15 protein-coding genes are annotated in these 17,038 nt (G+C 60.7%); 7 read left to right on the top strand and 8 right to left on the bottom strand.

From position 1 onward, the window contains the following. A complete protein-coding gene (locus N6G83_RS08365; RefSeq protein WP_227255572.1) occupies positions 1-681 on the bottom strand; it encodes a helix-turn-helix domain-containing protein in 681 nt (226 codons plus the stop codon). A gap of 375 nt (positions 682-1,056) precedes the next feature. On the opposite strand from N6G83_RS08365, the gene N6G83_RS08370 reads away from it, so the two are divergent. From N6G83_RS08370 to N6G83_RS08395, 6 genes are read left to right on the top strand one after another with little or no spacing between them, the layout of a single operon-like run. Further along, positions 1,057-1,590 carry a fimbrial protein gene (locus tag N6G83_RS08370; RefSeq protein WP_033640638.1) on the top strand — a complete coding sequence of 178 codons (534 nt, stop codon included), beginning with the start codon at positions 1,057-1,059 and terminating at the stop codon, positions 1,588-1,590. A 59-nt stretch (positions 1,591-1,649) separates the two neighbouring features. Beyond that, positions 1,650-2,402 carry a molecular chaperone gene (locus N6G83_RS08375; protein WP_227255573.1) on the top strand — a complete coding sequence of 251 codons (753 nt, stop codon included), beginning with the start codon at positions 1,650-1,652 and terminating at the stop codon, positions 2,400-2,402. 20 nt (positions 2,403-2,422) lie between these two features. After that, complete coding sequence (locus N6G83_RS08380; protein WP_260515112.1) at positions 2,423-4,954, top strand: fimbria/pilus outer membrane usher protein; 2,532 nt, start codon at positions 2,423-2,425, stop codon at positions 4,952-4,954. 28 nt (positions 4,955-4,982) lie between these two features. Further along, entirely contained in the window at positions 4,983-6,323 is a 1,341-nt protein-coding gene (locus tag N6G83_RS08385; protein WP_142590490.1) for a fimbrial protein, read from the top strand. Then, positions 6,320-7,072, top strand: coding sequence for a molecular chaperone (locus N6G83_RS08390; protein ID WP_260523929.1), 753 nt, complete (start codon positions 6,320-6,322; stop codon positions 7,070-7,072). Before N6G83_RS08385 ends, N6G83_RS08390 begins: the two co-directional genes overlap by 4 nt. A 45-nt stretch (positions 7,073-7,117) precedes the next feature. Further along, complete coding sequence (locus tag N6G83_RS08395; RefSeq protein WP_049295410.1) at positions 7,118-7,984, top strand: hypothetical protein; 867 nt, start codon at positions 7,118-7,120, stop codon at positions 7,982-7,984. Positions 7,985-7,989: 5 nt separating this feature from the next. On the opposite strand, the gene N6G83_RS08400 is transcribed toward N6G83_RS08395, so the two are convergent. The 7 genes from N6G83_RS08400 to ebgR form a co-directional block, all read right to left on the bottom strand. After that, positions 7,990-8,583: an ATP-dependent Clp protease proteolytic subunit gene (locus N6G83_RS08400; RefSeq protein WP_043141566.1), complete on the bottom strand. Its 594-nt coding sequence runs from the start codon at positions 8,581-8,583 to the stop codon at positions 7,990-7,992. Between the two features lie 45 nt (positions 8,584-8,628). Continuing rightward, positions 8,629-8,958 (bottom strand): SRPBCC domain-containing protein, encoded by a 330-nt coding sequence (locus N6G83_RS08405; RefSeq protein ID WP_260515115.1) that lies wholly within the window; start codon positions 8,956-8,958, stop codon positions 8,629-8,631. After that, entirely contained in the window at positions 8,955-9,269 is a 315-nt protein-coding gene (locus N6G83_RS08410; protein WP_025302473.1) for an ArsR/SmtB family transcription factor, read from the bottom strand. The genes N6G83_RS08405 and N6G83_RS08410 overlap by 4 nt, the downstream gene beginning before the upstream one ends. Positions 9,270-9,373: 104 nt before the next feature. Continuing rightward, positions 9,374-10,876 carry an amino acid permease gene (locus N6G83_RS08415; protein WP_049204167.1) on the bottom strand — a complete coding sequence of 501 codons (1,503 nt, stop codon included), beginning with the start codon at positions 10,874-10,876 and terminating at the stop codon, positions 9,374-9,376. 58 nt (positions 10,877-10,934) lie between these two features. Beyond that, complete coding sequence (locus tag N6G83_RS08420; RefSeq protein ID WP_197770041.1) at positions 10,935-11,387, bottom strand: beta-galactosidase subunit beta; 453 nt, start codon at positions 11,385-11,387, stop codon at positions 10,935-10,937. Next, on the bottom strand, positions 11,384-14,473 hold the full coding sequence (gene ebgA / locus N6G83_RS08425) for a beta-galactosidase subunit alpha (RefSeq protein WP_197770040.1): 3,090 nt from the start codon (positions 14,471-14,473) through the stop codon (positions 11,384-11,386). The genes N6G83_RS08420 and ebgA overlap by 4 nt, the downstream gene beginning before the upstream one ends. 167 nt (positions 14,474-14,640) lie before the next feature. Then, complete coding sequence (ebgR, locus tag N6G83_RS08430; protein WP_089195774.1) at positions 14,641-15,621, bottom strand: transcriptional regulator EbgR; 981 nt, start codon at positions 15,619-15,621, stop codon at positions 14,641-14,643. Positions 15,622-15,958: 337 nt separating this feature from the next. Here ebgR and ygjJ point away from each other — a divergent pair, with 337 nt between their 5' ends. Beyond that, on the top strand, positions 15,959-17,029 hold the full coding sequence (gene ygjJ / locus N6G83_RS08435) for a protein YgjJ (RefSeq protein ID WP_127146187.1): 1,071 nt from the start codon (positions 15,959-15,961) through the stop codon (positions 17,027-17,029). Positions 17,030-17,038 lie beyond the last annotated feature (9 nt).

Here is a 17,038-nt window from a genome sequence, read left to right on the forward strand (position 1 = left end):
CTACAGCAGCGCAATCATTTTCAGCAATTCCACCCGATTGCGGATGCCGAACTTCTTGCCGGCATTGTTGAGGTGCGAATAAACGGTTTTCGGGTGCAGGTTAAGCCGCCGAGCGGTCAGGCGGATATCTTCGGTGCGGGCGGTTTCACACAGCACCGCCGCTTCGCCAGGCGTGATCGCCGCCGCCCGCTGGCGGTTCACCACGTGCCGTTCGCTCGTCTCCTGGCGGGCCAGCGTTGCGCAGGTCTCTCGCACCACCTGTAGCGCTTCCCGTTTGTGCAAAATCGCATCCGGCTGCGCCGCCGCGATAAATGCCAGGATCAGCGGCGAAGTCTTATCGACGAAGAACAATATCCGGACATTTTTATATTCAGCGCGGCAAAGGTGAATAAACGTCAAATAGGCTTCGAACCGATAAATTTCATGGGGAAAATCCATGATAATTAAATCAGGCGCCGGGCTTATATTTTTAATAATATTAATATTGGGAGAGGATAAGGTTATCACCCCACCGCCCAATAATGTTTTCATACCTAACCGGCACAACGACGAACCGTCGATATAAATCACTCTCACTTTAATTCTCCTTATCAGCATGAAAACATGCTTCCACACCTCAGGCGGCTTGTCGCTGCTCTTTTTTGGGGTAATTCGCCTGCAAAGCACACCGATATAGAACATCTTGATAACATGTTTTTCAAATAATCACGCAACAGCCAGTGCATTGATTAATACGCAAAAAAGGCATGAATGTTTCAAATTATTTCATTCACAAAAACTGACAACTCAATAAAAACGCAACGTAATGATATAGATCTATTTTCTATTTCTCATGACATAAGCATAAATGAAAGAAAATGTAACAATCAACACCCTCGCCTTATTGTCTTATTCAAAACATCTATAGGGAAAATTCTTAGTTTGCTAGGATGAAAATCCATGTTTGCCGACGCGTTTAAAAAACAATTGCGCAACATGATTAACCAACAACCGCACGACAGTAATTTATTACTGCCAGGAAAGCTTTTCTCCAAAGTAAATTAAAGGGCATTTCACATGAATGTTAAATTAGTCGCATTATCCATGCTGGCTCTCTCCGGCGCCTGTGCGGCCGCTTCGTCCAATACGGTGCAATTTAAAGGCGAAGTCAGCACGCAAACCTGTTCGGTGAATATTAACGGCAACCAATCCAACCCGGTCGTTCTGCTGCCGACCGTCGCCGCCAGCAAGCTCGCCGCCAAAGGCGCCACCGCCGGCGACACCACCTTCACCGTCAACGTGACCGGCTGTGCGGCGGCAACCAGCGATACGGCGATCAAAACCGTGCTGGCGGGCAACAACCCAACCACCAACGGCAACCTGGGCAACGCGGGCGATGCGGCCAAAGTGTCCATCCAACTGCTGGACAGCGACGCCACCACGCCGCTGTCGTTCGCCAGCGGTTCGACCGTCACTACCTCTGCGATGACGCTGGCGAAAGACGCCACCTCCACCTCGCAGAACCTGGTGGCCCGCTACTACGCGGAAGACACCGGTGTGGCGGCCGGTTCGGTGATCGCCACCGCACAGTTCGCCATTAGCTATAAATAAGCCGGCGTCAGGCGCCATACCTGTTGATGCCAGCGCCGCCCTTAGCCGGGCGGCGCTGAATGACTCGCTCCCTTTATCGGTTCACGTTTATGCCGCAGATAACCCGCTCCGCCCGCCGATGGGCCGCCCTGTCGCTTTGCCTGATAAGTTTTGCCGCTACCCACGCGTCGGCCAGCGTGACGCTGCTCGGCAACCGCGTGATCTACCCCGCCGAGGCACGGGAAAAAACGCTGCAGTTCACCAACGACGACGGCACCCCGGCGCTGATGCAGATCTGGCTCGACATCAATAACCCCAAATCCACGCCGGAAAACGCCGATGCGCCCTTTGTCGCCTCGCCGCAAATCTTCCGCATGAATCCGCACAGCGGGCAGATGGTGCGGCTGTCGTTCGTCGGCCAGCCGCTGCCGCGCGATCGCGAATCGCTGTTCTACCTCAACTTCCTGCAGGTGCCCGCGGTGCGCCAGACGGACAGCGACAAGAACAAACTGCTGCTGGTGGTCACCAATCGGCTGAAGGTGTTCTATCGCCCCGCCGGGCTGGCCGGTGACGCCAACCACGTTATCGATCGGCTCAGCCTGCGCCAGGCCGGCAACGCGCTGCACGTCGACAACCCGACCGGCTACTACGCCAACGTCAGCCAGGCCGCGATCCTCAGCGGCGCGAAACGCACCGTGATCCCGCAGGCGGATCTGATCCCGCCGTTTTCGCAGGCCAGCTGGCCGGTGAACGGGGAGGTGCGGCAGGTCGCACTGCGCGTCATCAATGACTATGGGGTGGAAATCACACGCACCCTGAGCGTCGCGCACTGACACCAGACAGGGAGGTTTTCATGTTCGATGCTCGCAAGGCGACGCCGCTGCCCGCACGCTGGTATTGCGCGCTGCTGGCGCTGCCGCTGGGCTGCGCCGCCGCCGATGGCTACACCTTCGATCCCGCGCTGCTACGCGGCAGCGTGCTAAGCAACAGCGCCCTGAGCCAGTTCAACCAACAGGACGCCGTCGCCCCCGGCAGCTATCAGATCGATCTGTACCTCAACGGCCAGTTTCTCGAGCGCGATCAAATTCGCTTCGTGCGTGAAGGCAAGCAGGTACTGCCCTGTTTCGATCGGCCGCAGCTGACGCGCTTCGGGCTGAAAAATCCGCCGATGCCCCAAACAGCATGCCTGCTACCCGGCCGGGATTTGAAGGACATTACGGTGAACGCCGATATCTCGCGGCTGCGGCTGGATCTGAGCATTCCGCAGGCGCTGTTGAACGGCCAGCCGCGCGGCAGCGTCAATCCCGCCAGCCTGGACAGCGGCGAATCGATGGCCTTCGTCAATTACAACCTCAACCAGTACCACGTCAGCTACCGACAGGGGCAAACCCGCGATCTCGACTCGACCTACGCCAACCTGAACGGCGGGTTCAACCTCGGGCTATGGCGCTACCGCCAGCAGTCCAGCTACCGCTACGATCGGGAGTTCGGCGGCCACCTGGACACCAGCCGCCGCTACGTGCAGCGCGCAATTTTGCCCTGGCGCAGCGAAATGCTGCTGGGCGAAGGGTTTACCGACGGGCACTTCTTCTCCGGCCTGGGCTTTCGCGGCATTCAGCTCAGCTCGGACGATCGCATGCTGCCGGATTCACAGCGTGGCTATGCGCCGGTGGTGCGCGGCGTGGCAAAAAGTAATGCGCGAGTGACGGTGCTGCAGGGCAAAAGCACGCTGTATGAAACCACCGTCGCGCCGGGGCCGTTCGCCATCAACGATCTGTACGCCACCAACTACGCCGGCGATCTCACCGTGGTGGTGACGGAAGCCGACGGCAGCGTCAGCACCTTCACCGTGCCGTTCGCCGCGGTGCCGGAATCCATCCGCCCCGGCCAGTCGCGCTACTCCGCGATCGTCGGCCGTTCCCGCTACGTCGGCGACAACGATCTGTTCAGCGAAGTGACCTGGCAGCACGGCCTGACCAACGCCCTGACCTTCAACCTCGGCAACCAGCTGGCGGACGGCTACCAGGCGATGATGCTGGGCGGCGTGTACAGCAGCTGGCTGGGCGCCTTCGGCATGGATACCACCTATTCCCACGCCAGCCTGCCGGACGGCGGTGCCTCCGGCTGGATGCTGCACCTCTCATACAGCCGAACCTTCAGCCCGACGGACACCACCTTATCCATCGCCGGCTACCGCTACTCTACCGAAGGCTTTCGCGATCTCAGCGACGTGCTCGGCGTACGTCGCGCCGCCACTACCGGCCAAAACTGGCAGTCCGACTCCTACCGCCAACGTTCGCGTTTCGAGGTCGCCGTCAATCAGGGGATGGGGGCATTCGGCAGCCTGACGATGTCCGGCTCGACCCAGGACTACCGCGATCAGCGCGGCCGCGATAATCAGCTCCAGTTGGGTTGGGGGAAAACCTTCGGCAACGGCGTGGCGCTTAACCTCTCCGTCACGCGCACCCGCAGCCTGGGCGACAGCAACGGCGACTACCGCGGCTACGGGCCGCTGGACAACGTCTACAGTGCGCCGCTGGCGCAGAACACGCAAACCGTCACCGCCCTGTCGCTGAGCTTCCCACTCGGACGTTCATCATCCGCCCCCAGCGTCTCGCTGTTGGCCAACCACAGCCAGGGTCAGGGCGGCAACTATCAGGCTGCGCTGTCGGGCAGCGTCGGCGACGAGCAGCCGGTCAGCTACGGCCTGAACTTCACCACCGATGACGATCGCCAACAAAGCATCTGGGGCGGCAACCTGCAAACCCGCCTGCCTTACGCCAACGTCACCGGCTCGTTCTCCACCGCGCGCCAGTACCGACAAGGCTCACTGTCGCTGCAGGGCGCCGTGGTGGCGCACCGCGGCGGCGTGACATTAGGGCCGTATGTCGGCGACACCTTCGCCCTGATCGAGGCGCCCGGCGCCAGCGGCGCACGGGTGATGGACGGCCAAGGGGCGCGTGTCGATCGCTTCGGCTACGCCCTGGCGCCGTCGCTAGTGCCCTATCACTACAACACCGTCGCGCTGAACCCCGAGGGCATGAACGACAAAGCGGAACTGGAAGACGGCCAGCGCCGCGTCGCCCCGTACGCCGGCGCCACGGTGCGCCTGCGCTTCAACACCGTGCGCGGCCAGGCGCTGCTGATCACCGCGCAGCGGCCCGATAACGCACCGATCCCGATGGGCGCCAACGTTCTTGACGCGGCAGGCAACAGCGTGGGCATGGTCGGCCAGGCCAATCAGGTGTATCTGCGCAGCGATAAGCGCGCCGGGGAACTGACGCTGAACTGGGGCGACGCGCCCAGCCAGCAGTGCACGCTGCATTACCGCTTGCCCGCCGGGGAAGACGGCCCGATTCAGCGGCTCAGCGCCCCATGTCGCTAGCCCATTAAACTTATTCTCAGGAGAGACGATGAAACGTATTGCTTACCCGATCGCCGCCCTGGCGCTGCTTGCTCTGTCGCTGTTCGGCGCGCCCGCCGCGCTGGCCCAATGCACCCGAGTCGCCCCCTGGATCGATTCCGGTTGCGATCCCTGCGGGGTGGGCACGGCGCTGGGCCGGGTCAATCTGACCAGCACTTACCTGCAGCCCGTCGGTACGCCGCTCGGCACCAGCGTGTTCGATCTTACGTCCGGCACGCGCTATCCCGATCCCAACAAGGTGTTGTATGAATGCGACGCCGGCGATGCGGGGCAGATCTATGAAGTCTTCGCCACCAACGGCGACGATCGCGTCGGCGGCTATTACGATCTTGGGGCCCAGGACGGCAACCCCAACTACTACGCCACCTATTTCCCCTATGTCGGCATCCGTCTGACCCACCTGGATTCCGGCAAGGTTTTTACCCGCTACTGGCAGTCGGCGCCGATTACCCGCTACGCCACCGTCGGCAGCAAAATTCAGATCCGGGTGAAAGACTTCAGCGCCATCCGTGCCGACCTGATCCGCATCAGTTCGCTGCCGGGTGCGGGCGCCAGCAACTACTGTGGCTACAGCGCCGGCAACCCGCTAGTGGGCATGGCATCGACCACCGGCAATTCGAACTATACCTGCACGCAGCCGAACGGCTATGTCACCTTTCAGGGGCCCGGCATCGCCTCGGATCCTATCGGCAGCGACTCCGCCACCAACTACGCCACCTGGGGCACCGGGCGCTGGAACGCGATGGGCATGGGCACCGCACCGATCTCCTCATTGACCTATACCGCCACCTGCGTGGCGCGCAACGTCACGCCGCTGGTGATCCTGCCGACCCTCTCCGTCAGCCAGCTGACCGCCGGGCAAACCTCACAGGCGCAGTTCACCCTCAATATCGAATGTGACAACGCCGCCGTCTCCGGCGTCAGCAGCAACAATACCGCCCTCGGCCTGCAGGTGCCGTATGAAAGCTATGTCGCGGCGCAGCGGCTCGGGTTAGTCAGCGCCAACGGCGGCGTGAGCTACCTGCTCTCCAGCGGCTACGGCACCGACAGCAGCGTCGCCACCGGCGTGGGTATCGCGCTCGCCAACGCCGGCAACGGCGCGCCGATGAACTTCGTCGGCTGGGCGCGCTGCAGCGCCGGGCAATGCCCGCAAGGTAATGACGCCGGCTGGTACCCAGTGCTTAACGGCGCCAGCGGCGGGGGCAGCACCGCGGCGGGGTTTACCCACTACACCACCCAACTCACTGCCACGCTCGCCCGGCTGCCCGGGCAGACCGTCACCGCGGGCAAAGTGGACGCCAGGGCCTACGTCTGGGTTAAGGTGCAATGATGAGAAAGAAATATCTGACGATGGGATGCGCTCTGCTGCTGGCGCTGGCGACCATGGGCGCGCAGGCGGGCATCATCGCCTCCGCCACGCGGGTGATCTTTCACGAGGGCGAGACGGAAAAAACCCTGATGCTGCTCAACACCAACGGCTATCCGATCGTAGCGCAAACCTGGGTCGATAACGGCGACGTCAACGCCGCCCCCGAACTGTCCCGTGCGCCGTTTGTCACCCTGCCCAGCGTATTCGCCCTGCCGCCTTCCGCGCTGAAAGGGCTGCGGATCCTGTTTACCGGCGCGAGCCTGCCCACCGACAGGGAGTCGGTGTTCTGGCTTAACCTGTATGAGATCCCGCCCAGCCGGCCGATCACGCCGCCGCAGGCGTCGCGCGTGACGATGGCGATGAACACCCAGATGAAAATCTTCTACCGCCCCAAAGCGCTGAAGGGTAACGCCGACAACGCGGCCGAGGCCGTTTCGTTCACGCTGCAAAAATCACCGCGTGGCTATCTGCTGCGCTGTCACAACCGGTCGGCGTTTTATCTCTCCTTCGCTCGCATCGCCGTGCAAACCGACAGGCGCGATGCCCCGGTGCGGCAAGAAAGCGACATGATGACCGCGCCATTCAACACGCGGGATTATCACCTCGACGGCGTTGCGGCGTCGGGGCTCCCCTCTCAGATCACCGTTCAGGCCACCCTCATCAACGACCAAGGCCAACAGATCGTCAAGTCATACACAGCAAACCCATAACGATAAAAAGCAGCACATTTTTTTTAAGTACAGGAAATAGGGAAAATGAGTCTAAGCAGATTCCAGCTACAGTTTCACCTGGAGAAACAGGCCAACATCATCAGGCAGTCACCGGCGTTTCACGCCGCCATCGTCAAACACGGGGAGTTATTAAAAGAGACCTACAAGAAACATCCGCTGTTTTATAAAATCATCTTCAGGAACAGCCGGTTCATCATTTGCTCCACTATCCTGTCCATTTATTACCACCAGCCCGCCGCCGGGCTGAAAGACATCAAAGCCTTTTTTAAAGGGAAAAATTTGATCAGCGAGAACTCCCTGGACTCCTTTCTGTTTTTTTTGCGGGTCGGCCGTAGACTGGAGGTCAAACCCTGCGAACATGACAAACGCCAGCTGCGCTATAAACCTACGCCGCACGCGCTGGCGGAAACCCAGGCGCTGATCGCCTCAATGGCGTTGCCCTATCAGGCGCTGGCGCCACAGATGCCCATCGCGACGCTGCTGGCGGCGCCCGACTTTCTGCCCACCTTTTTCGCCGCCTACGGGCAGCTGATGCTCAAGGAGATCTACCTGATCGATCTGGTGCCGCAATCCGGACTGTTTATCAGCAAGGACGCCGGCCACATGGTGCTGCTGATGCTGCATATCGAAAGCATCCGGCAGGACTCCCCCTTTCTGCTGCTCTCCTCGGCGAAAATCGCCAAGTCGTGCTCCGTCTCACGCGCGCACGTGAATCGCATTCTGCAGGCGGCGGAAAAATCCGGCCTGCTGACCACCACCAATAACGTGGTGATCGAACTCAACAGCTCGTTCTTTATCATGGCGGAGCGCTACTTCAGCCTCTATTTCGCGATGGTCGAATGCGGGCTTGAATGGGTTTGGCAAACGCAACAATCCGCCACGCACTCCTGAGCCCTTTACCTTTCCCGCAATACCCGATCGATCAATCCCCAGGCCGCCGCTTCGTCGGCGGTCATAAAGCGATCGCGATCCAACACCCGCTCCACCTCCTCTTCGCTCAGGCCGCAATGTTGGGCATACAGCCGGATCACCCGCACTTTGGTGCGCTTCATTTCTTCGGCGTGGATCAAGATGTCGGACGCCTGCCCCTGAAAGCCGCCCAGCGGCTGGTGCACGTGCAGGCTGGCGTTGGGCAGCGCCATGCGGTGCCCCGGTTCGCCGGCCATCAGCAGGAATGAGCCCATCGAACGCGCGGTGCCCATGCACAGCGTATGCACCGGCGCGCGGATATACTGCATGGTGTCGTAAATCGCCAGCCCGCTGGTGATCGCCCCACCCGGCGAGTTGATGTACAGGTGGATCGGTTTTTCCGGGTTTTCCGCCTCCAGAAACAGCAACTGGGCACACAGCATTTCGGCCACGTCGTCATTGACCTCACCGTTAAGGAACACGATCCGGTCACGCAGCAGGCGCGAATAAATATCAAAGGAGCGTTCTCCCCGGCTGGTCTGCTCCACCACCATCGGGACGAGCATCATCTTCTCACGCATCGGTGAACTCCTGGGTTGGCAACAAAGAGAAATGTGTTTAACGCGTCAGGCGGCGCGCATCATCATCGTCGGGCCGTCGTTGACGGCGTCGAGCCGGTGGATCACCCGCAACAGGCTGCCGCCGCCGGCATCCGCCACGATCTGCAGGGTGACGACGCTTTCGAGAAACGGCGGCAGGTCGTCGCGCAGGCGATAGCTCACTGCTTCGCCCGGCGTGGTGGCCAACGGCTCGGCCTGCGCCAGATCCCCCGGCGGCAGCCACTGCTCGCGCAGTTCGGGAATACTGAGCGCCCGCCACACTTTTTCCGGCGGCGCCTCGAGCGCATACTCCAATACCAGCCGATCGCGCGGCGGCGGCTCAACCCGTTTATTCATTGATCCATATCCTTCAGCAAGGTTTGCAGCGCGTCGATGCGCGCCGGCCAATAGGCGCGGTACTTCGCCAGCCACTGGGCGATCTGCGCCAGCCCGTCCGGGTCGACCTGGTAATTAACGCAGCGCCCCTGCTTCGCCTCACGTATCAGCCCGGCATTGCGCAGCACCGCCAGGTGTTGCGACATCGCCGACTGGCTGATGGTCAGCCCTTCGCGCAGCGCGCTGGCGTTCATGCTGCCGGCGGCAAGTTTGTCGAAGATACCGCGGCGGGTCGGATCGGCCAACGCCTTGAAGATGTCATTTTCGTTCATACAAACACATTAGTATTCACTTATGTATTATGCAAACGCCGGGGCAGGAATTTTTTCCGTGAAACGAGACTCCGCGCCGGAACGCGGAGCCGATAGAAGAGAGATTACAGCGGCTTATTGCAAGCGGGCGTGGTCAACGTGGGTTGCCCGGCCGGCGCCCCTTCCTGCGCTTCCAGCGCGAGGCGCGCCAGCGGCATGTCTTCGTGGTAGCGCGCCTCGGCGTTCAGGGTCTTCGAGTAGCGATTGTACTTCCACCAGGCGTAGCCCAGAAACACCACCAACCCGCCGACATTATAGAACACGATGGTCATGATGCTGGCGCCGGTCGGGAACGTCGAGGCGAAGAAACCGACGGTGAAGATGGCGATCAGCACGCTGACGATGGCGATGCCCTGCAGGCGCGAGCCCATTTTGAAATCGCGCGCCACCCGGTCGTACTTCAGCCGCAGATTCAGGTAGGCCAGCATGATGAACAGCGGCGGCAACATCGAGGCGGCAGCGGTCATGTTGATCAGCGTGTTCATCAAGTCCTGCACGCTGCTGGAACCCAACGTCGGGATCAGCATCAGCGGGATAACGATGAAGAACTGGATCCAGGCCGCGCGCGTCGGCACGCCGTGCCGGTTCAGGCGAATGGTTTTCTCGCCGAAAATGCCCTTCGGGATTTCGGTGAAGAAAATCTTCACCGGCGCCGCCGTCCACATCAACAGCGAACCGAACATGGCGGTGAAGGAAACAATGCCGACAAAGCGGTTCATCAGCACCGTCGGCAGGCCGAAGTGCGCCGACAGGCCTTCGAACACCTGTACCGTACCGCCGGTAAAGTGCAGGTCGGTGCGGTGCACGAACACGTTGATCAGCAGCGAAGACACCGAGTACAGCACGCCGATGAACAGCCCGGAAACGATGATCACCTTAACAAAAGCGCGGCTGCCGCCTTTCACATCGTTCACGTACACCGCCACGGATTCCGCCCCGCCCGCCGCCTGGAAGATCCAGGCGGTAATGCCGAGGAACGCCCAGTTGAAGTTCGGGGTCATCGCCTGCACGTTGATCGGGTCGGCCGGCTCGATGCCGCCCAACACCGCCGCGCCCGCCAAGATGATGTAGGAAAACGTCAGCAGCAGCATCAGCGACGAGGTCACCGAGGTCATCGGCCCCAGCAGTTTTGCGCCGCTGTTAGAGATGTAGGTCGAGAAGGCGAACAGGAAGATGCTGATGATCGCCGTGGTCAGCGGCGTAAATACGTAGTCATAGCCTAAAAACGCGTAAGAGGCGTAGGCGATGACGCGCGGCAGCAGCGCGGTGAAAAAGAACAGGTTCACGAACCAATAGGTGTAGGCGGTGATAAACGCCCAGCGCCCGCCGAGCGCGCTTTTCACCCAGGCATAGACGCCGGCCTCGGAATTGCGGTTGAGCGAGACGAATTCGGCGATGATCAGGCAAAAGGGAATGAAGTAAATGATCGTCGCCACCAGGAACACCGGCGACGAGGCGACCCCGAGCTGAATATTGTTGTTAATCACGTTGTTGAAACTGAACACTGCCGCAAACGTCATCGACAGCAAGCCAAACTTGCCGATGGTGTTTCTGTTCGACGCAGCCATAGAGATTCTCCGAATGGTGTAGGGGACTTCGGTTTGTTGTTATTGTTCGGCGGGCGCGCTATTTATTGACGAAATAGCTGTCTTCCACCGTCACTTTTAAAATGACTTTTTTTATCTTGCCGCTTTCTGTGAAGCGGTGAGCCTGGTGGTTTTCGAAAATCACCACGTTGCCTTTACCGACCCGGCGCCGCTCGCCTTCGCCGCTGAAAAACTCGCGGTCGGTTTCGTCCTGATAGGGCGCCACCGTCGTCAGCGCCCGCTTGTCGGCGACCTCGACGGTCTCTTCCCCGTCGAGGTAATAGTGCACGTCGAAGTAACGGCGGTTGCCCTCCAGCCAGCCGTGCTGCCGGCCGGCGCCGACGCTGAGCCGATACGTCAGCGAGTCGCCGATCGAATGGCATACGTTCGGACTGATGCGATCGACATTGGCAATCGCCTCCATGCAGCGCAGCCACTTCTTGCCGCTGTGATAAATGCGCTGAAATTCCGCCAGGGATTCGAGAATGATCATGCGTTTTCCTCCGCAGACTGCGGGTGGTGATGAGCGGGCGTGAAGTCATAACCAGCGAGCGTGGCGCCCTGCGTTTGCCGACCGTCGAACGGCACCAGCGTGAAACCGTAGCTGAACGGCGCCAGATAAACCCGGTGGGTATCCAGCACTTCGGAGCCCCAGGAGTTGGAGCCAAGGCCGAGGATCTGGTCGTCCAGGTTCAGCGTCAGGCAGTCGCTCGGTTCCAGCTCGTTGATGTGTTGGGCCTGGTGCAGCCTCTCGGCGCTGTAAGGCCACAGGCTGAAATTAATCGGCCGCCGCGGCTGGATGAAGATCCCCTTACCCGCCGCATCCTGCAGGCTCAGCCAGCGCACGTCCTGCCGATTGCCGTTGTCCTGCGGGAACGGATAGTGTTCGAACAGCGCGTCGGCGCGCTGCCGGTAGTGACCGATAAGGTTGGTCCGGCAGCTGTCGCGGTAGTTCTCGCCCGGTCCACGGCCGTAGTATTCCACCTGCTCGAAGCGGCGGCTGATGCCGAAATCGAGACCGATTTTCGGGATAATCTGCCGGAAATCGCCGTAAGGCTCACCGGACAGATCCAGGCTGACGTAGCCCTGCGGTGAGATGCGCCAGCGATAGGTGCAGCGCATGCCGAAGTCGAACACCGGCGGCGCGATCAGGCTGTGCACCTCGAGCAGCAGATCTTCGCCCTGCCATTGCCGGCTGAGGCGGCGGAAGTGCTGCTGCATGATGGGGAAATGATGCGGTAGCCAAATTCCCTCATATTCCTGTTTATGGTTATCGATCACCGGTTTGAAGAAGGTGATGCGCGGCGCGCGCCCCACCACGTCTTCACCGTCTACCCGCCACGAAAGCAGTTCGCCGCTCAGCAGCGAGAACGCCAGCTGGAACCGGCCGCCGCTGACGATCAGCTGATGATTCTCCTCGCGGCATTGCAGCGCCGGCGCATCGGCCAACGGTGGAGCCGGCAGCCGCGTCGCCGTCTGGCGCAGATGCTGATAATGCCCCAGCCGCTGGCCGCTCTCGCTGTAACGGGTGGCGCTGTCCTTATACACCGCCACGTCGATCAGCGTTTCCCCTTGCCCCAGCGCCAACACCGGCAGGTGCATGTCTTCGCTCTCGCCCGGTTGCAGATTCGGCAGCTTGAATTCGTAACTTGCCACCTGGCGGCCGTCGGTCTTGACGCTGACCTTCAGCGTGATGTCCGCCAGCGAGCTGAACCAATAGCGGTTTCTCACCCGCAGCACGTCACCTGCCCCCTCATCCGCCGTCACCTCCACCGGGCACAGCACCTGCTGGTATTCACGCAGGCCGGGGCCGGGGCGCTGATCCGGGTAGATCAAGCCGTCCATGCAGAAGTTGTAGTTGTTCGGGTAGTCGCCGTAATCGCCGCCGTACTGGTAGCGCTCGCGTCCCTGCTCGTCGTGGCTCAGCAGGCCATGATCGCACCATTCCCAGATGTAGTGCCCCTGCAAACTGGCGTGGCGGTTGAACACCGACTGGTATTCGAACAGCCCGCCGGGGCCATTGCCCATGGCATGGGCGTATTCGCACAGGATGCGCGGTTTGGGGTGCGGGTATTCGCCGAAGGCGTTCATCATCGCTACACGGGAATACATGGTGCTGATCACGTCGGTCACTTCGGCGTCGCGATCTTCTTCATAGTGGATCAGGCGAGTCGGATCGAGCGCCTTGCAGCGCCGGGCCATGGCGCGAATGTTGCAGCCATAGCCCGACTCGTTGCCCAGCGACCAGATGATGATCGACGGGTGGTTTTTCTGTGCCGCCACGTGGCGCTCGATGCGCTCGACGTAGGCATGCTCCCAGCGCGGATCGTCAGTGATGCGGCTGAGATCGCCGACGTTAGCGAAGCCGTGGCTCTCCAGATCGGTCTCCGCCATCACGAACAGGCCATAGAGATCGCACAGCTCGTAAAAGCGCGGATCGTTGGGGTAATGGGCGGTGCGCACCGAGTTGATGTTGTGCTGCTTCATCAGCACGATATCGCGCTCCACTCGCGCCATATCGACGGCGCGCCCTTTAAGGTGATCGTGATCGTGGCGGTTGACGCCGTGCAGTTTGAAGTAGCGCCCGTTGACGTACATCAGCCCGTCGCGCACCGCGATCTCGCGGAAGCCCACCCGCTGAGGCACCACGCCCAACAGGTTGCCGGCGCCGTCATACAGGCTGAGCAGCAGTTGATACAGGTAGGGATTTTCCGCATTCCACTGCTGCGGGCGGCTGACCGGCAGTTCGAAACGGCAGCTTAGCGCTTGCTCGATGCGTAGATCGTCGCGCCACTGCTCCGCCACGCAGCGATCGCCGTCGAACAGCTGTGCCTGGAGGCGGCAGCCCTCGGCGGCCTGCGATCCGAGATGATGCAGTTCGGCATCGATCGCCAACTGCGCGTCGCAATAGCGCTCATCAAAGGTGGTGACCAACGTCAGGTCGTGAATGTGGGTGGCGCTCTGGCCAATCAGATAGACGTCGCGGAAGATGCCGGCCATCCACCACATGTCCTGATCTTCGATGTAGGTGGAATCGGCCCACTGCATCACCCGCACCGACAGCAAGTTCTCGCCCTGCCGTACATAGGGGCTGATATCGAACTCGGCGCACAGCCGGCTGCCCTTGCTGAAGCCGACATAATGGCCGTTGACGTACACCTCGAAGTAGGTTTCCACGCCGTCGAATTTGATCAGCACTTGCTGATCTTGCCAGCCGGCATCGAGCGTAAAGTGGCGCTGATAGGCGCCGGTGGGGTTATTGGTCGGCACGTAAGGCACGTCGATCGGGAACGGGAAGCCTTCGTCGGTGTACTGCAGGTGGCCATGCCCTTCCAGTTGCCACATGCCCGGCACCGCCATATCGCCCCAGTCACTCATCGGCTCGCGGTAAAACGCCGCCGGCACCTGCGCCGGATGCTCGAAGAAGCGAAAGCGCCAGCGGCCGCTCAGCAGCTGGAAGCGTCGGCTGGCGTTGCGATCAAAGCTCAGCGCCTGCCCGGCATCCGCATAGCTGAAGAAGCTCGCGCGCGGCGGCAACCGGTGCTCCGACTGTTTTTCAATGTTTTCCCAATTATTCACGTCACGTCTCCCGACACCTGTGCAATGCGGAAACGATAGTAAATATTTAGTAAAAACTACAGTTGATATTTACCAAATGACGACAGGATCACAATAAATCTCAAATATCTTTTTTTATCATGACGTTAATTTTGGGCGCCAACGCCCCCCGCCGAGGCGGGGACCGGTCAGGCGAGGGTGGTGTCGCGCAGCTGCAACGAGCTGGGAACGAAGATCGACAGCGGGACGGCGCGCTCATCGCGCAGCCGCTCCGCCAGCAGGTTGACGGCCTGTGCGCCCATGGTTTCCGAAGGGATGCGCACCGTGGACAAGGCGGGGAAAATAAAGCGGGCAGTGGGAATGTCGTTGACGCTGATGAGCGCGATCTGCCCCGGCACCTGAATGCCGTGTTCGTGCAACGCGCGCAGCACGCCGATCGCGATCGAATCGGTCGCCACCAGCAGCGCCGGCGGATAGCCATTCTTGCTCTGCAACATCGCTTTCGCGCACTGATAGCCCGACTGGCTGCTGAAATCGCCGTGGTAGATATCCTGCGCCCGTACCACATTTTGCTGCCGGCCATACTCGACGAACGCCTGCTCGCGCTGGTCGATGCCGGCCGGAGCGTCGCGCCCGCCGATAAAGCCGATGCGCTGATAGCCGCGGCCGATGAAGTAGTCGATCACCTTGCGGCTGATCTTGTACAGGTCGACATTGACGCAGTCGAAACGCTCGTCGTCCACCACGCCGTCGATGAACACCACCGGCGTTTCCTGCTGCCTGATCTGCTCATACAGCGCGGGCTGCGGCCGGCCGATCACCAGCAGGCCGTCGGCCGCCGGCAGCGCCTTGTCGCCGTTGAAGTCGTAACCGGCGCTCAGCGCCACGCCCAGCTTTTCGCACTGCGTTTCGATGCCGTAACGCATCGCCAGGTAATAGGGATCGTTGATCTCCACGCCCTGCGTATAGGTGAACAGCGCGGCGAATTGCAGGCGTTGCCCGCTCTGCCGTTTGGAAGGCGCAATCTTGTATTCGAGGCGCTCCGCCGCTTCCAGGATCTTCTGGCGGGTTTGCGCCTTCACGCTCAGGGTGGGATCGTCATTCAACACGCGCGAAACGGTGGCGACGGACACATTAGCAGCTTCAGCAATTTCCTTCAGTGTGGCCATAGAGTCCCAATGCACAGACGAAAAACGGTAGCTTAATCGGATAGCGCCGCGGCGTACAGCGCCGCCCGCGCCCTCTCCTTCCCAAATCGGGCCAGAGCACGCTCATGCCAGCCGTTGCCGGGCGCCTGCAGCGAAAGATACCCATTTCGTCCGCTGTGATCAAGTTAACGCTTTACTGATTAAAGCGTATTTTTTACTAAATATTTTACTAATATACCTGCCGTTTACCGCTCTCTACGATCGGACTTTTTCTCTTCTCCCAGGGATCCGGGAGCGACCTCGCGTGAGCCGCCGCTCGGCTGACGTTCCGTTCCATCCAACACCAGGCCTATGCCCCATGAAATCACTAAATCATCACGCCCTGTTGCCCTGGTTGCTGCTCGTTAGCGCGCCCGTCTGGGCGGAGCAAGAACCTGTCACCCCGGCGGAGCGCAATCAGCTGCCGCCGCCGTCGTTGCCCGAAACCGCCGCGACCGCCCTGCGCTTTTACGGCGAGCTCGGCATCGGCGGCAGCGTCTATTTGAACGGCGAACATCAGCATCAATACAGCGACGGCACCTATATCGAAGGCGGCCTGGAGATCAAACAGGGCCACTGGTTCGGCCTGATTTACGGCGAAGGCTGGACCGTGCAGGCGGACAGCCAGGGCCATGCCTGGACGCCGGGCCACGGCTGGGGCGGCTTCGAGGGTGGGTTAAACCGCTTTTACGGCGGTTACCGCACCGACGACGGCACCGAGATGATGCTTAGCGTACGCAACGACTCGTCGCTCGACGATCTGCAATGGTGGGGGGACTTCACGCCGGAGTACGGCTACGTGATCCCCAACACCCGCGATCTCAGCTACGCCGCCAAGCTGCAAAATCTGACCGGACGCTTCCGCTACAGTGTGACAGCGGCGCCGGAAAGTCGTATCGACGAGAGCAAGGCGCTGTTGCACTTCGGCAAATACGATCGCTATTCCGACAAGTACACCTACCGGGCGATGATCAACGGTTACACCCAATACGATCTGCAGGACAGTCTGACGTTGCTGAACGGCCTGGAAGTGACGGACGGCCTGGGGCAGCTGTTTTTGCTGGGGCTGCGCGGCAAACACCTGGCCGGCCGCGTCTGGCACCACACCGGCAAAGGCGACAGCGGTGGCCACCCCGGCAGCGAGTCGGGCCTGATGCTCAGCGCGATGACGGAAACCGCCAAAGGGCTGTATCTCTCCACCGCCTACAGCTACGCCCGCCACCGGTTTGATAACGCAGCGGATACCGCCACCTCATACGCCCAGTTTGGCGTCTGGTACGAATACGCCGGCGGCAAACTGGCCACCGCGCTGGACAGCAAGTTCTTTATGCGCAATGACAGCACCGGCGCCAGCAACTCGGTGTTTCTGATGCAATATTTCTATTGGTAACCGTTGAGG

Source organism: Serratia sp. PL7 (assembly GCF_945957435.1).

Bases quoted from the DNA above. Each gene is read 5' to 3' on its own strand.
- N6G83_RS08365 (WP_227255572.1), bottom strand. From the start codon at position 681: ATGTTCTATATCGGTGTGCTTTGCAGGCGAATTACCCCAAAAAAGAGC.
- N6G83_RS08370 (WP_033640638.1), top strand. From the start codon at position 1,057: ATGAATGTTAAATTAGTCGCATTATCCATGCTGGCTCTCTCCGGCGCC.
- N6G83_RS08375 (WP_227255573.1), top strand. From the start codon at position 1,650: ATGACTCGCTCCCTTTATCGGTTCACGTTTATGCCGCAGATAACCCGC.
- N6G83_RS08380 (WP_260515112.1), top strand. From the start codon at position 2,423: ATGTTCGATGCTCGCAAGGCGACGCCGCTGCCCGCACGCTGGTATTGC.
- N6G83_RS08385 (WP_142590490.1), top strand. From the start codon at position 4,983: ATGAAACGTATTGCTTACCCGATCGCCGCCCTGGCGCTGCTTGCTCTG.
- N6G83_RS08390 (WP_260523929.1), top strand. From the start codon at position 6,320: ATGATGAGAAAGAAATATCTGACGATGGGATGCGCTCTGCTGCTGGCG.
- N6G83_RS08395 (WP_049295410.1), top strand. From the start codon at position 7,118: ATGAGTCTAAGCAGATTCCAGCTACAGTTTCACCTGGAGAAACAGGCC.
- N6G83_RS08400 (WP_043141566.1), bottom strand. From the start codon at position 8,583: ATGCGTGAGAAGATGATGCTCGTCCCGATGGTGGTGGAGCAGACCAGC.
- N6G83_RS08405 (WP_260515115.1), bottom strand. From the start codon at position 8,958: ATGAATAAACGGGTTGAGCCGCCGCCGCGCGATCGGCTGGTATTGGAG.
- N6G83_RS08410 (WP_025302473.1), bottom strand. From the start codon at position 9,269: ATGAACGAAAATGACATCTTCAAGGCGTTGGCCGATCCGACCCGCCGC.
- N6G83_RS08415 (WP_049204167.1), bottom strand. From the start codon at position 10,876: ATGGCTGCGTCGAACAGAAACACCATCGGCAAGTTTGGCTTGCTGTCG.
- N6G83_RS08420 (WP_197770041.1), bottom strand. From the start codon at position 11,387: ATGATCATTCTCGAATCCCTGGCGGAATTTCAGCGCATTTATCACAGC.
- ebgR (WP_089195774.1), bottom strand. From the start codon at position 15,621: ATGGCCACACTGAAGGAAATTGCTGAAGCTGCTAATGTGTCCGTCGCC.
- ygjJ (WP_127146187.1), top strand. From the start codon at position 15,959: ATGAAATCACTAAATCATCACGCCCTGTTGCCCTGGTTGCTGCTCGTT.